Source organism: Pseudomonas sp. BN417 (genome assembly GCF_029871205.1).
GTDB lineage: Bacteria > Pseudomonadota > Gammaproteobacteria > Pseudomonadales > Pseudomonadaceae > Metapseudomonas.
Window position 1 is genome coordinate 18,416 of record NZ_SSOJ01000132.1, and the last position, 14,661, is coordinate 33,076.

A 14,661-nucleotide genomic window follows, 5' to 3' on the forward strand; every position below is an offset into this window, starting at 1 on the left:
CAAAGGGCGCGTGCCCTGACAGGAGAGAAAAATGACGAAAGTGCCCGCCCTGGTGCTGTCCAGCATCCTTGCGGCCAGCGCATGCTGCGCCCAGGCCGATATCTACCGCGTGGTTTCTGCCGACGGTGGGGTCACCCTCACCAATATTCATCGCACGGACCGCAAATCCGTTCGCGTGGCCCGCGAGAGACCGCTGATGGTCCGGACTCCGGCCGTTGTCGCGCCCAAGCGAAAGCGCCCGCAGAAGCCGACGCGCTACGCCCTGATCGTGGCCCAGGCGGCCTTCGACTACGATCTGCCGGCGGAGCTGCTGCACGCAGTGATCAAGACCGAATCCAACTACGACCCCACGGCGGTCTCGCCCAAGGGCGCGGCCGGCTTGATGCAGTTGATGCCCGAGACCGCGCGAGATCTGGGCGTGCGCGACGTGTTCGACCCGGCTGCCAACGTCCGCGGTGGGGCGCGCTATCTCAAGCGCATGATGACGTTGTTCGGCAACGACCTTTCTCTGGCCCTGGCCGCCTACAACGCGGGTCCCGGGGCTGTGCTCGCCTACGACCGCGCCATTCCTCCCTACCCGGAAACCCAGCGCTACGTGCCCAGTGTGCTGGGGCATTACCAGCGCCTCCAGGCCGAAGCGAAACGGCCCCGTTAGTGGGGAAAATCCCCAGATGCGGGGGTGGGTTTTCGGGGTTTTCTGGCCGGCCTGCCGCGTGAATGAGCTCGTCTTGCATTCCGTAGGGGCCGCCTTGCGGCCCTTCGCGAATGAATTCGCCCCCACAAACAAAAAGCCCGGCGTCCGCCGGGCTTTGAAGGCGTAGGGCGCGCGTCGATCAGCTCACGCGCTGGGCTTGCAGCAGACGGTCGGCACCACCTTCGGCGACGCGGTTGGCACCGGTGCGGTCGGAACCACCTTCGGCGATGCGGTTGGCACCGGTACGGTCGGAACCACCTTCGGCGACGCGGTTGGCACCGGTGCGGTCGGAGCCGCTTTCAGCGACGCGGTTGGCGCCAGTGCGGTCGGAGCCACCTTCGGCGATACGGTTGGCGCCGGTGCGGTCGGAGCCGCCTTCGGCAACGCGGTCCAGAACCATGAAGCTGCCTTCAGCGGCAACCGGGTCAACGACCTGGATGTAGGTACCTTGCTTGGACTCACCCAGCACCGGCTGGGAATCGGACGGCAGGGCGAAGACGGAACTGCTCAGGGTGGCGATGAACAGGGCGGCGAAGGCTTGTGTTTTCATGATCTGGGGCTCCTCGAGGGGGGCAGGAAACTGGGTACGGAGCCAATCTTACGGATAGGGGTCTGATTAAAAAGTGATCACGCCCGATAGAGACCATCAACGCCGTTGATGTTGTTTTAAACCCTTCAGGATCAAGGTCTTGGCGCTTCTGGCGGGTCTCTTCACGGGGAGCGTCCAGTTCCGTAGGGCCGCTTTGCGGCCCTTGGCAAATGAATTCGTCCCTGCAAGGCCAGGAGCCGCGCTAACCCAATCGCCTTCTCCCACTCCCAGAAAACCGGGTAATTGGGTGAGGGAAAAGTGGGATTTCACCAATCGATAATTCCAACTCTTCGAATTAGAAAAGTCTTTGCTTGATGGCATAAGCATTACTCAGGCAGTCCTGCCCTCTATCGCTTTACCGGAACCCACTCCCGCATTGCCGTGGTCAACCTTACTCAAGCCACCTTGCCGGAGTTCGCCATGACCACAACCCTCAGCCGGAACACCGCCATGCGCCTGGCCAGCGAAGCCTTCGTCCCCTATGGCTGCAAGGCCCAGGCCCATGAAGAAGACGACAGCTTCAGCATCAGCATCCACGACCTGCACGGCCAGCAGGTGCACGGCATCGAACACATCCTCGGCACCCAATACGCCAGCCCCGTGCGCCTGGCCGGGGTGATCGAACAGGCCCGCACTGACCTGCAGCGTCAGGGGCGCAACCTCGACCCCTGGACCATGCCCTATATCCCGGACCCTGAAGTCCTGCCGGAGGCGCCGCCGGTTTATTGATCTGTGGGGTACGTACTTGCCGGATGCCTGTCGGCCGCCGCCGCAGCAACGGGCGCCGGTTCCGAGAGGGGGCGGCGCCTTTCCTCCCCACCGGAGCGATGGAGTCCGGCCCCTGTGGACCTGCGTTCCGGGCGGCCATCGGCCAAACTTGCAGGGTAGGCGAGGATGCCAACCATGCGGATGCTGCGTGCCGAGCCCGCTTCGACCCGGCGTCCATGCCGCCTGAGCGTCGCTGCCGATACCGTGCGGCACGGTCGCTTGCCTGCCAACCGAAGGAGAGCGCGATGGCCGTGAACATAGACCTGGAACGTGGCATCTGTACCCTGGAGCTCGACGGCAAGCTGATCGAGTTACCCATTCAGCAGGTCGTGATCGCCACCGATCAGCAGATCCACGTTCCGGTGATCCGTTGCGTCGACGGCAATTTCTGGATCAGCGAAGATCAAGCACTGATGCTGATCGGCGTCGGCGCCAGGGACGAGCGCAGTACCTGACATCGGCTAGCCGGGCGGGACCGGGTGAGCGCTGACCGGTGGTGGACCGATTGGCTGAACGATGGCGCGCCTTCGCGACTCAAATATTTACGGACCATGTTGGTCGGAAGAGGTGCAGCATGAGTAGTGAGCGAAGAAGCGGCATTTCTGGAAATGACAGCAAGCGCCAGCCGGATTTCCCGCGCTGGCTGATCGATCCCGATTGCGTCGACCTGGAACTGGAGCGCGATCCGGAGGATCCCCTGTTCGACCCCACCCTGGACGATGCCGAAACCTTCCGGCATTCCCACCGGGCTGAACGATAATTGTTTTTACCCGTAGCGCTGCCTGAGCAAATAGTGGCAGAATGAAATCAAGCGACACGGACGTCACCCATCTTCAAAGACAGAACCCCCGGCAGCGAAAGCTCCGGGGGTTCTGCTTTCCGGGCTACTGGTAGCCGACACCGGCGTCCTCCAGTTGCACCTGCTGGCCATTCATCAGGTCCAGCACCTTCTGCTGGTCATCCGTGCCCAGCTGGTTCAGGGCGCTGTTCACGTCCGACAGCCAGACATCGTGGGAGCTGCTGCGGACCGTGTTATCCAGGATCAGTCGCTTCTGGAAGACCCAGAAATTCGACCAGTCGTACCAATCGGGCAAGCCGTCGAAGGCCTTGTTGGGATTGCCGGTGCGCATGAATTGCGCGACGTACCGGCTGAACTTGCCGGACAGCGTCGCGCGCTGGCCCTGGTTGGCGCTGCTGCTGAGGAAACGGAACAGGTCCTCCTGGGGCGCCGCGGGGAAGTTGCCGAAGAGGAAGGGCACGTCCATGCCGTGCACCGCGCCCAGCGCCTCCTGCCAGGGGGCGGGGGCGTCGTCCCAGTCGAAGTTGTAGCGGTAGATGCCGCCCTGCAGCAGGCGCAGGTAGCGGCAGATGTTGTCCACCGTCAGGTCGATGCCCAGGCTCAGCGCGCGGTGCACCGGACGGTAGCTGGGGTAGAGCTCCGGTTTGACGATGTCGGTGATGGCAAGGTTGGCCGGATTCTGGTGGTTGACCATGTCCCACAGCTGCGCGTGGTTCGGCTTGAAGTAGCCGAGCAGTTCGCCGGCGAAGTAGGTGCCCTCGTCCTTCGTGGTGCCGAGGATCATCGGCACCTTGTGGTAGCCGCCGGCGATCAGGTCGACGTAGCCGGCCCAGGGGATCACATGGCCGTCGGTGAAATGCCCCATGACGACGGGCGTTGGCGTGTGCCGCACGATGTCCGCCGCCGGCAATCCACGGAGAAAGCCACGCACCCAGGTCGCGCCCTGTGCCTGGCGGAAGGCGGCGGCCTGCAGCGTGTCGCTGGCATGCCCCTTCTCCACCAGCAGCCGGTCGATCATGCCGCTGGATTGCAACTCGCCCAGGGCCGTGGGATAGGCGTTGGGCAGGCCCGACATGCAGATCATGCGGTCCACCAGGGCGTCGGCCAGGGGCGATTGCAGTAGGCCCCAGGCGTTGATGCAGCCGGCGGATTGCCCGGCGATGGTGACGTTGTTCGGGTTGCCTCCGAACTGGGCGATGTTGTCGCGCACCCACTCCAGGCCCTTGATCAGGTCCAGGGTGGCGTAGTTGCCCGAGTCGTCCCTGGCGTCGCCGTCCTGCAGGGCAGCGTTGTACAGCCAGCCCAGGCTGCCCAGGCGGTAGTTCACCGAGACCACCACGACGTTGGCGTTGCGGGCGAAGTTGGCGCCGTTGTAGACCAGCTCGGAACCGGCGCCCTTGAGGTTGGAACCGCCGTGGATCCAGAACATCACTGGCAGGTTGGACTCCGCGCTTTTCGGCCGCCAGACATTGAGGTAGAGGCAGTCCTCCGAGCCGATCGGCTGGCCGAAGGTAGCCGGGTCCGGCGCACCGAAGAAGCTCCCGAGTTGCGGGCAGATGCTGGCGAAGCGGCTGGCGTCGCGCACGCCACTCCAGGCACCCGGATTGCGCGGCGCCCGCCAGCGCAATTCGCCCACCGGTGGTGCGGCATAGGGAATGGCCCGCCAGGACTGGGTGTTGCCGACATCCGCCACCCCCTGTACCTGGGCCCCGCCCAGGGAGGAGATGGATCGCATCAGCGACTGGCTGTCGGCGGCCTGGCCGGTAATGGCCAGGGAGCAAAGGACGAGGAGGGCGGCGCCGCGCAGGCAGCCGCGACGGGGCAGCTTCAGAATCCATTTCATTGTTGTTATCTCGTTCCTGGTCGCCAGGGGGTGGCGGATAGGGGAAGTGCCGACTGCGAAAGTCGGGCCGCCAATCCGCTCGGCAACAGGCATCGTCCAGGCGCATTGGCACAGTGGACTGCGGGATGTGGTCTAGGCAGTGCCAGGGCGTCCGTCAAGGAAACGGGGCGGCGGCGGGATGACTGGTTGGTCAGGTCAGTGCCGGCAGTAAGCCCGGAGAGTGCGTCGACCGAATGAGCGCGAGGGAAAGTGTCCGTGTTCGCGTCACCCTTTTGACTTCCGAGAAAATGCCGCGGGTGCTTGCCTGGGCTGCATCAGGCCGACTGGAGCACCTGTTCTCCGCCTTGAACGACTGCCCAGTTTGAAGCGGATAGCCGTTTATCCCGCCATCTCCGCTGCAGGTCCGCGGCTGCTGGCAATATGCCAAAAGCCCACTTATATAAAACCAGCTGTCATCGAAACGAATGGTTCATTTTGCAGGGGAGCGAGAAAGGCCATGCCGGCTCGCACAAATCCCATACGCGTGATGCTGATCGATTGTCGCCCCCTCGTCCTCATGGGCCTGCATGACTTGATCAATGCCAGGAAACCCCGGATGGAAGTGAGCGGTCAGGCCACCACCTACGCCAATGCGCTGGATCTTGCCGATCAGTTACGTCCCGATGTGATCTTTTTCAGCTTCTTTCCGGATGCGCTGGACCCGCTGGAGGTCATCGCTGGACTCGCCCGCAACGCCGAAATGAAAGTACTGGTGCTCAAGGGCCTGTACGAGGCCATTCCCGTGTCCCAGGCGATAGAGGCCGGCGCAAGGGGCGTCGTGCTGGCGGAAGCCTCGACGGAGTCAATCACCCAGGCCATCATCAAGGTCCACCATCGCGACAATGGATTGGACATAGCCTGGGCCGGCGGACTTTCCGGCTATAGCGCAAACGGGCACGCTCATGTGAACGGCGACCCGGAGCACGCGAAACAGGCGCAACTGACACTGCGGGAGAGGGAGCTGATCCGCGCCATTGTCGGCGACCCGTCCGCCAAGTACATGTGCATCGCCGCGCGCCTGGGCATCAGCGAACACACGGTGCACAACCACCTCAGCAGCATCTATCACAAGCTCAATCTCATCAATCGGACCGACTTGCTGATGTATGCGCTGAGGCACGGGCTGACCCATAACGGAGAGCCGCCCGAACCCGCCTGGGGGGAAGCGGATTGACTGGTGCACGCCGCGACGCAGCGCAAGCAATCATCGAGCAGGCGACAATCAACAGCACTTCTTGAACCCGGGAAGCTTGTCTGGCCAGGTGGGCTCAGGAAAGACGCGGCCCAATGAAAACGGTCTGGCCCCTTTTGGGAGCCAGACCGTTTACCCGCAACGGCGTTCAGACAATGTCAGTGCTTGCCATATCAGTTACACCGACCAGTTTGATGATGTTTGTGATACCCGCACCATCAGCATCCTGGGCCAGGTAGCCGTCGCTTCCGACCACGCCGAAGTAGTAGTCCGTCGTGCCGTCCAGCGCGGCATCGGCGGCGGCTGTGAACGCCGCCAGGTTGGTGGCCGGCGTCTGCACTTCTTCCTCATAGTTCGTCAACGAACCCGCCGCCGTGAAGTCGAGCTTGTCAATGCCGCTGGCAAAGCCGCCATCGATGACGGTCATGACGATGGAGAGCAACCCGTCAACGTCCGTGTCGCCGATCAGGAACGTGTCCGCATCCGCTGAGGCCGTCACGCCGTCGTCGCCAACAATGGTCACATCCAGGGTCTGCGTCGCCGTCGAGTCGCCGTCGGCATCCGTCACCACCACATCGAAGGTCAGGTGGGCGTCCGGTGTCGTCGAGGTCACGAAGCCGATGTTGACGATCTTGATGGGTTCGTTATTCCCCTCAGTCGTGGCGCCGCCAAAAGCGATCTGGGGACCGACTGTTGCGCCCTCACCCGCCGGAGTCGCGGGATTGTCGATGGCCCCATTGAGCTGGTACCCGGTTCCGCTTGTGCCCTGGGTCGATGTCACCACTTGCGCGCCCTGGATCGAGTAGGTTTCAAAAACTCCGCCGCCGAGGTCGAAGTTGTAGTCATTGCTCTCGAAGACCACGATGCCGTTTTGTGCCTGAGCCACGAATCCATAGGCGGGCAGATCGGCATTGAACACGTCGTCGTTACCGGTTGAGTTTCCAACAATGAAGGTCCGATTGATTGTTGCTCCGGTAATGTCATCAACCAGCTTCAGTACCACCAGCATGTCTTTGCCAGCACCAGGGCCGGCCTGTGTGAACTCGATAAAGATCGCCTTGCTCGTGGCCCTGTCCACGGCAGAATTGGTGAACCCTTCGGGATTTGCTTGGTAAAAGTCCAGATCGATCACCTCGTCCGATTGGAGTGTGTCGCTGGCAGCGCCAATCGAACTCGATGAGACCGTGACATACCGTCGATCATTCGAGAACAAGCCTGTGTTGGTGTCGTAAGCGAAGGTTTGGGGCGTTCCATTGATCACGCCGAATCCCTCGAACTGCACAAAGAAGTTGCTGGCAAGCGTCATCACCGAGACCGGCGGATTCGATCCAACGGTCGTGGCTAAGTCGAGCGCATAGCCCTGGAGGGGGTTTCCAGGAGTCGAGGTTTTCAGGATGCTGAAGCTCGCAATCTCCTGATTCAGTTTCAAGGTATAGGTGTCAGCCACCTTGTCGAAGGTCAGCGTGCCGGTGGCGTTGGTGGTCGTTCCCTGCACTGGATTGGACACGTAGGTGAAGCCCACGTTGAACACCGCCAGGCTATCAGTCTCCGAGGCCCAACTCACCGATGGGTTGGTGATGGCGTTCGTACCCACCGTGACGCCCGTGAGCGTGACGGACAAGTCGGTGTTCGATGCGCTGTAGGGCGCCACATGCCTGTCCGCGCCAATCGAGTAAGCGAAGACACCCGTTCCACCGACGTCCGTCACAGGCGGCGAGTTGCTGGCGTTCGCGTAGACCAGATTCGACTTGGCCGTCACGACCGGGGTGTCGTCATCGACGTTGATCCCCAGCGTGCCATCGGCCGTATCGCCATCACCATCGGTCACCCGGTAGTTGATGGTGAACGTCTGGTTGTTCTCGGTCAGGCCCGCCGCATGGAGGATCGGGTTGTTCTGCACCACCGTGTAGGCGCCCGTTGCCGCAACCATCGTCAGCGTCAGCACCGTGGTCGTGCCCTGCCTGACCAACAGACTGGTGCCGTCGGCCACATAGGTGAAGCCTGTGGGCGCTCCGCTGGTCAGATAGGCCACCGTGCCGGCCCCGTCCTGCCCAAAGGTGTGGCCCAGAGTGCCGCTGACGTTAGCCGAGTCTGCATCGTCGCCCGAGCCGCCCGGGTTGCCGCCGGTGAGCGCATCGTCGTCGAGCAGCACCGTTGCATTGGCGGAAACCGCGGGCCCGTCGTCCTCGAAGTTGAGGTTCTGGGCGATGTTCAGCGTTGCCGACGCGGTGTCGCCGTCCCTGTCGGTCTTGGTCGCCGTCAGCGTGATCAGCGTGTCAGCCGCCAGCGTCTTGTTGTCGTCATGGGCTGCGGCTGTGCTGCCGGCTACCGGGTGCACGATCGCGCGCTGCTGGTCGAGCGTGACCACGCCGGTCGCGCTGTCGACGCTTGCCGTGAACACGATCGCGCCGCCCGCGGCGAGCGCCGCGGTGGCACCCTCGCGTCCGACCACCACGCCACCTTCAAGGAACAGGAACACGCCGTTGTTGGTCGCCGTATCGGTCAGCCCGGAGACCGCTCCCACAGAGCTGACGGCCAGGGTGTAGGCCAGCGTGCCGGCGCCGTCAGCGCCGAAGGCCGAGGTGAAGTTGACCGAGAAGTCCGCGGTGGCATTGGTCGCCAGTACCGTCTCGTCAACCGTCGCCGTCGGCTCCGTCCCGGTGGTCGAGATCGATGGCCCGTCGTCCTTGAAGTTGAGGTTCTGGGCGATGTTCAGCGTCGCCGTCGCGGTATCGCCGTCCTGGTCGGTCTTGGTCGCCGTCAGCGTGATCAGCGTGTCGGCCGCCAGTGTCTTGTTGTCGTCATGGGCTGCGGCTGTGCTGCCGGCCACCGGGTGCACGATCGCGCGCTGCTGGTCGAGGGTGACCACGCCGGTCGTGCTGTTGACGCTTGCCGTGAACACGATGGCGCCGGTCGCGGCGAGCAGCGCGGTGGCACCCTCGCGTCCGACCACCACGCCACCTTCAAGGAACAGGAACACGCCGTTGTTGGTCGCCGTATCGGTCAGCCCGGAGACCGCTCCCACAGAGCTGACGGCCAAGGTGTAGGCCAGCGTGCCGGCGCCGTCGGCGCCGAAGGCCGAGATGAAGTTGACCGAGAAGTCCGCGGTCGCATCGGTCGCCAGCACCGTCTCGTCGACCGTCGCCGTCGGTTCCGTCCCGGTGGTCGAGATCGACGGTCCGTCGTCCTCGAAGACCATTTTGGAGCCGATTTCGGCTTTGTCGGTAGAGACCTGGACCAGCTTGAAACGACCTATATCGAAATCGGCGTGGTTGTTGCCCTTGGCGTCGAGGGCCGCGCCGTTCTCGATGAGTACGCGGTTGTGATCCGCCGTTGTGGTGTATTCGATCCTGTAGTCGGCCTTGACGCCGGTGATAGTTGCAATGCCAGCAGTAATACTGATGACGAGGCCCGGATCATTTACTGGCAGCCCGGTGCTGATGCTGAGGACGCGGATACTGCTGATGTCAACCTTCGAATCGTTCGCATATCCGTTGACGAAATCGATGCCAGGTTCAGGAGCAGTAGTGAATGCGCTGATCTTTACGACAGCACTCTTGCCGCTTTGCAACTGGACGACGTCGAATTGGGCGGACCTTGCATTGAAGACGTCCTCAAAGTTGATGTTCGATTCGAGGTCTGCTTCGTTCTGATCCAGGTTGGGAATGGTCAGGTCCTGCCTGGCGCCGGTGACAAACGTAAAGCGGATACCCTTCTGCTCCGTGATCATCTGATTGTTGGTGCCGAAAGTGGTCGGGCCACCCGCCTGGCTGGTATTGATCGTGTCGCCAGTCGTTATGTTGGCACCCGACGACTGGTCGGCGGGAGCCTTGCCGGTGGCGATGATGGTGGGGTCCGTGATTCGCACGTCACCATTGATGTCGACGACTGTTTGCGGGTTCGCCGTGGTGAACATCAGGAAGAGGTTCTGGCCGGAGGGCGCATTGGCCAGGCTGAACTCCACGTCCTGACTGGTTCCGATGAAAACCTTGTTCAGCAGATTGAGGGCGTCGTCGTGGTCGGTGGTAATCGGATGCTTGAGCGGTTGGTACTCCACGGTCCAGATCTTGCCACCGGTGACCGGCGATCCGGTTTCTTCGATATAGGCGGCGAACACGATCGCGCCGGTTGGGCCCCCGGCTCGACCGAGGACGATGTTGTTGTTCGTATCCGTAAAGAGAAAGATGCTGGTGCCATCGAGGGTGTCCAGCCCGCTGTCCAGGCCATTGAGCGGCGCGCCGTCGGCGCCGACGAAGCTGATATCGGTAATGCTTCCACCGGGAGGAGGAGTGACGGTGAACGCATTGCTTCCAGTGTTGTCCGCGGCACCGGTATAGCCACTCAGGGCTGCACCCGTTGCGGTACCTGCTCCAAGTGCGGTCAACCGCGTCGAGAAGATCGACGGCAGGGACGCCACCAGAATGTCGTTGTCGTCCGCGTCTCCCGACGGACTTGGCGTAGCGGTGAGGTTCTGCAGCCCGGCTGTTTCATCAAGTACCGTGAAACTGCCCGTCAACGTGATAGCCATGATTTCCTCCTGCGTAGTTCCGGGCAGCGAGGATTGACGTTGCCCTGGTTGATGCAGGCCCCAACTATGGGGAAATGCCGGAGGCTCGCGAATCGCCCGATACTCCCAGGCGGGGTGGGAGTTTCGGACTACTTGGCATGCGGAAATGGCAGATCGGCGCTGGAAAATAGCGCTGCTGCGTGGGGGCAAGTGGCTCCGGGCCGGCCGGATAGCCACCTGCGGTGTCGTCGCTGCCCGGCAGCGCCAGGCAGGAAACATTGCCTTCGATCTGCCTGCCGACCTGTTCGGCAGTCTTTGACCGAAGTCGAGTAGCGGGTCTCGCGGGCAAAAAAAGGCCTACGAGTCAGTCAGGAGTGTCCTCCAGTGATTCAACGGTGAATCCAGCCTTCGTAGACGTGATAGATGGCCACCAGAGCCATCCCCCACAGAAGCAACTCCCGAAACACCTTCAGGGTCAGGCACCAATAGACCGCAGCGGCCACCAGGGCACCCAGTATCAGCTTGTCCGTCGGGTCCCATTGCTTTTCGTACTCTGCCGCCAAGTATCCAGCGGCCAAAGACGCCAAAACCTGCAGGGCTGCCTGAAAGAAGAGTCCACCGGTAACGGACTTCGAAGTGGATTCGTAGACTTTCCCCAAACCCCGGCAGTAACGGCACTCTGTCGCGTATCCATTTTTGAGAATCGCTCGGCTGCCATGGCATACGGGACATTGTTGCCAAGCCATAGTCTCCTCTTGATATCAGGGTGGGTGCATTAATGAGAAACGTTAGTCCGGCCGGTGTCGCCTGGCATTACCGCACGTAGGGCAAAGGCGGCCGTTGGGCTGGTGGGAAGCACGGAATAGGGGGGCATAGCTGTTTTTCCTACCCCAGCTTGTACCCAAAGGGCCCATGGGGGCTTCGGTGCTTGCAGCAGCACGATTGACGAGTACTCGGCCACTCGGAGGAAACAGGCCCGCTCACATTCTTGCGCTTTCGGGATAGCGCCGTACGCCACGGGAGCGCTTGCCGGAGGTCGGCTCCCTATCCTCCGTCGGGTCAGCCTCGGTTTTCGAGAGGCCACCATTGCCCGAACGTCCTCTCTCCGGAAGGGGCGTTGCCGACGCGGTTACGGAGCCGGTCCCGCATGAGCCATTCAACCCATCCAGTATCCCCGCGCCTGAAAGCGCGATCGATGTGGGTAGCGCAGCGATGAGCGCCCTGCTGCAGTGCCTGTCCCATACCCCTTTGATCGGCCATGTCGACCCTGCACCTCAAGTGCTGGCCGAGGTCGAGGCCGTGGTCGCCTCGGCGCGCGAGCGGATCGAGCGTTTTTCGCCGGAGTTGGTGGTCCTGTTTTCGCCGGACCACTACAACGGCTTTTTCTACGATGTGATGCCGTCGTTCTGCATCGGCATGGCGGCCCACGCCATCGGTGACTTCGGCACGGCCGCCGGGGTGATCAGCGTGCCCCAGGCGCTGGCCGAAGCGTGCGCCGAGGCGGTGCTGGCCGATGGGGTCGACGCCGCGGTGTCCTACCGCATGCAGGTCGACCACGGTTTCGCCCAGCCCATGGAAGAACTGCTCGGCGGTCTGCAGGGCTATCCGGTGATCCCGGTGTTCATCAATTCGGTGGCTGCGCCGCTGCCCAGCTTCCAAAGGGCCCGCCTGCTGGGCGAGGCCATCGGCCGCTTCGCCCGCTCCACCGGGAAGCGCGTGCTGTTCCTCGGCTCCGGCGGCCTGTCGCACCAACCGCCGGTGCCGGAACTGGCCCGGGTCGAGGGGCTGATGGCCGATCGCCTGAAGGGTAGCGGCCGTCATCTGCCCGCCGATGAGCGCGAGGCGCGCCAGCAGCGGGTGATCAATGCCGCGCGGCGCTTCGCCCTGGACCAGAACAGCCTGCACCCGCTCAATCCCGCCTGGGACCAGCAGTTCCTCGACATCCTTGCCGAAGGCCGCATCGCCGAACTGGACGGCCTCGGCAATGCCGAGCTGTCCGCCATTGCCGGCAAGTCCACCCACGAAGTGAAGACCTGGGTGGCGGCCTTCGCCGCGCTGTCCGCGTTCGGCCCCTATCTGGCCGAAGGCCGTTACTACCGGCCGATCCCCGAGTGGATCGCCGGCTACGGGGCGCTTGCTGCAAAGCCGCTCGCCTGAATCTTTCCGGAGATCCCGACATGACTGCCATTACCGAAGCGGCTACCAGCCGGTACATCCTCATCCAGGAAAACGGGTTGGAGCTGAACATCCACTACAACGACTGCGGCCAGGGCGAGCAGGCCGTGGTCATGCTGCATGGCTCCGGTCCCGGCGCCAGCGGCTGGGCCAACTTCAACCGCAACATCGAGCCACTGGTGGCTGCGGGCTTCCGGGTGATCCTGCTGGACTGCCCGGGCTGGAGCAAAAGCGACTCCATCCTCTGCGACGGCTCGCGCTCGGACCTCAACGCCCGCATCCTCAAGGGCCTGGTGGACCAGCTCGGCCTCGACCGCGTGCACATCCTCGGCAATTCCATGGGCGGCCACAGCGCCGTGGCCTTCGCCCTGTCCTGGCCGGAGCGGGTCGGCAAGCTGGTGCTGATGGGCGGCGGCACCGGCGGCGCGAGCCCCTTCGTGCCGATGCCCACCGAGGGCATCAAGCTGCTCCAGGGCCTGTACCGCGACCCCAGCATCGACAACCTGAAGAAGATGATGAATGTCTTCGTCTTCGACCCCAGCGACCTCACCGAGGAGCTGTTCCAGGCGCGCCTGGACAACATGCTGGCGCGTCGCGACCACCTGGAGAACTTCACCCGGAGCCTGGCCGCCAACCCGAAGCAGTTCCCCGATTTCGGCCCGCGCCTCGCCGAGATCAAGGCCGAGACCCTGGTGATCTGGGGCCGCAACGATCGCTTCGTGCCCATGGACACCGGCCTGCGCCTGGTGGCCGGCATCCCCAATTCCGAACTCCATGTGTTCAACAACTGCGGCCACTGGGCCCAGTGGGAGCACGCCGACAAGTTCAACCGCATGGTGCTGGATTTCCTCAGCCACTGAACCGCGAGGTGCGAGATGACCCTTTTCCCGGATTCCCTGGAACAACTGGCCGCCGCCCTGCGCGGTGCAGAAACCAGCGGCGAAGCCATCGCCCCGCTGCGTGAGCGCATCGGCGAAGACAATGGCGAGGCCGCCTACGCTATCCAGCGCCTGAACGTGGCCCATGGCGTTGCCGCCGGGCGCCGCGTGGTGGGCCGCAAGATCGGCCTGACCAACCCCAAGGTGCAGGCGCAGCTGGGCGTCGACCAGCCGGACTTCGGCACCCTGTTCGCCGACATGGCCCATGGCGACAACGAGGTGGTGCCGATCGCCCGCGTGCTGCAGCCGAAGATCGAGGCCGAGATCGCCCTGGTCCTGGCACGCGACCTGCCGCGCGCCGACACCACCCTGGTCGAACTGATGAGCGCCGTGGACTACGTGCTCCCGGCCCTGGAGATCGTCGGCAGCCGCGTCGCCGGCTGGAATATCCGCTTCGTCGACACCGTGGCCGACAACGCCTCCAGCGGCTGCTTCGTACTCGGTGGCCCGGCCCGGCGCCTGGACGGGCTGGACCTGCGCCAGGCCGCCATGCGCATGACCCGCAATGGTGAGGAAGTCTCCAGCGGCAGCGGCGCCGAGTGCCTCGGCCACCCGTTGAATGCCGCCGTGTGGCTGGCCCGCACCATGGCGCGGCTGGGCGAACCTTTGCGCGCGGGAGACCTGATCCTCACCGGCGCCCTCGGCCCGATGGCGCCGGTGGCCGCCGGCGACCGCTTCGAGGCGGTGATCGAAGGCATCGGCCAGGTGGCCGTGCAGTTCAGTGCCGACTGATTGAAAAGAGAGTCCAGTTCATGAGCAAGAAACTCAAAGTCGCCATCATCGGTTCCGGCAACATCGGCACCGACCTGATGATCAAGGTACTGCGCAATGCGCAGCATCTGGCAATGGGCGCCATGGTCGGCATCGACCCGGCGTCCGACGGTCTGGCCCGCGCAGCACGACTGGGCGTGGCCACTACCCATGAAGGCGTGGAGGGCCTGACCCGCCTGCCGATCTTCGACGAGATCGACTTCGTCTTCGATGCCACCAGTGCGTCGGCGCACGTGAAGAATGACGCCTTGCTGCGGGGCCACAAGCCCGGTCTTCGTGTGATCGACCTGACCCCGGCCGCAATCGGTCCGTATTGCGTGCCGGTGGTCAACCTGGAGCAGCACCT

General features: G+C 63.4%; 12 protein-coding genes and 1 pseudogene. 9 read left to right on the forward strand and 4 right to left on the reverse strand.

Translation table 11 applies throughout. From position 1 onward, the window contains the following. The first annotated feature begins 31 nt into the window (after nt 1-31). The gene (locus tag E8F11_RS17100; protein WP_280290039.1) at nt 32-655 is read left to right on the forward strand and encodes a lytic transglycosylase domain-containing protein; all 624 of its coding nucleotides are present in this window, start codon (nt 32-34) and stop codon (nt 653-655) included. Between the two features lie 178 nt (nt 656-833). Here the strand turns inward: E8F11_RS17100 and E8F11_RS17105 are convergent, their stop codons facing one another. Next, complete coding sequence (locus tag E8F11_RS17105; RefSeq protein ID WP_280290040.1) at nt 834-1,244, reverse strand: phage infection protein; 411 nt, start codon at nt 1,242-1,244, stop codon at nt 834-836. A gap of 459 nt (nt 1,245-1,703) precedes the next feature. Between E8F11_RS17105 and E8F11_RS17110 the strand changes: the two genes are divergently transcribed. The 3 genes from E8F11_RS17110 to E8F11_RS17120 all read left to right on the forward strand — a co-directional run bounded on the left by E8F11_RS17110 (nt 1,704) and on the right by E8F11_RS17120 (nt 2,811). Next, nucleotides 1,704-2,012 (forward strand): hypothetical protein, encoded by a 309-nt coding sequence (locus tag E8F11_RS17110; protein ID WP_280290041.1) that lies wholly within the window; start codon nt 1,704-1,706, stop codon nt 2,010-2,012. A 284-nt stretch (nt 2,013-2,296) separates the two neighbouring features. Continuing rightward, nucleotides 2,297-2,506: a DUF3203 family protein gene (locus E8F11_RS17115; RefSeq protein WP_280290042.1), complete on the forward strand. Its 210-nt coding sequence runs from the start codon at nt 2,297-2,299 to the stop codon at nt 2,504-2,506. A 119-nt stretch (nt 2,507-2,625) separates the two neighbouring features. Beyond that, nucleotides 2,626-2,811, forward strand: coding sequence for a hypothetical protein (locus E8F11_RS17120; protein WP_280290043.1), 186 nt, complete (start codon nt 2,626-2,628; stop codon nt 2,809-2,811). A gap of 124 nt (nt 2,812-2,935) precedes the next feature. On the opposite strand, the gene E8F11_RS17125 is transcribed toward E8F11_RS17120, so the two are convergent. After that, a complete protein-coding gene (locus tag E8F11_RS17125) occupies nt 2,936-4,693 on the reverse strand; it encodes a carboxylesterase family protein (protein WP_280290044.1) in 1,758 nt (585 codons plus the stop codon). A gap of 496 nt (nt 4,694-5,189) precedes the next feature. Between E8F11_RS17125 and E8F11_RS17130 the strand changes: the two genes are divergently transcribed. Further along, the gene (locus tag E8F11_RS17130) at nt 5,190-5,906 is read left to right on the forward strand and encodes a response regulator transcription factor (RefSeq protein ID WP_280290045.1); all 717 of its coding nucleotides are present in this window, start codon (nt 5,190-5,192) and stop codon (nt 5,904-5,906) included. Between the two features lie 166 nt (nt 5,907-6,072). On the opposite strand, the gene E8F11_RS17135 is transcribed toward E8F11_RS17130, so the two are convergent. Beyond that, entirely contained in the window at nt 6,073-10,452 is a 4,380-nt protein-coding gene (locus tag E8F11_RS17135) for a DUF5801 repeats-in-toxin domain-containing protein (protein ID WP_280290046.1), read from the reverse strand. Nucleotides 10,453-10,820: 368 nt separating this feature from the next. Further along, on the reverse strand, nt 10,821-11,177 hold the full coding sequence (locus tag E8F11_RS17140) for a hypothetical protein (RefSeq protein WP_280290047.1): 357 nt from the start codon (nt 11,175-11,177) through the stop codon (nt 10,821-10,823). Between the two features lie 466 nt (nt 11,178-11,643). Here E8F11_RS17140 and mhpB point away from each other — a divergent pair, with 466 nt between their 5' ends. From mhpB to E8F11_RS17160, 4 genes and pseudogenes are all read left to right on the forward strand, one after another. Beyond that, nucleotides 11,644-12,588, forward strand: a complete 945-nt coding sequence (mhpB, locus tag E8F11_RS17145) for a 3-carboxyethylcatechol 2,3-dioxygenase (protein ID WP_280290048.1) — start codon at nt 11,644-11,646, stop codon at nt 12,586-12,588. A gap of 20 nt (nt 12,589-12,608) precedes the next feature. Beyond that, on the forward strand, nt 12,609-13,466 hold the full coding sequence (locus tag E8F11_RS17150) for an alpha/beta fold hydrolase (protein WP_280290050.1): 858 nt from the start codon (nt 12,609-12,611) through the stop codon (nt 13,464-13,466). A gap of 15 nt (nt 13,467-13,481) precedes the next feature. Next, nucleotides 13,482-14,276, forward strand: a complete 795-nt coding sequence (gene mhpD / locus E8F11_RS17155; RefSeq protein WP_280290051.1) for a 2-keto-4-pentenoate hydratase — start codon at nt 13,482-13,484, stop codon at nt 14,274-14,276. Nucleotides 14,277-14,296: 20 nt separating this feature from the next. Next, a pseudogene (locus E8F11_RS17160) lies at nt 14,297-14,661 on the forward strand (acetaldehyde dehydrogenase); the annotation flags it as partial.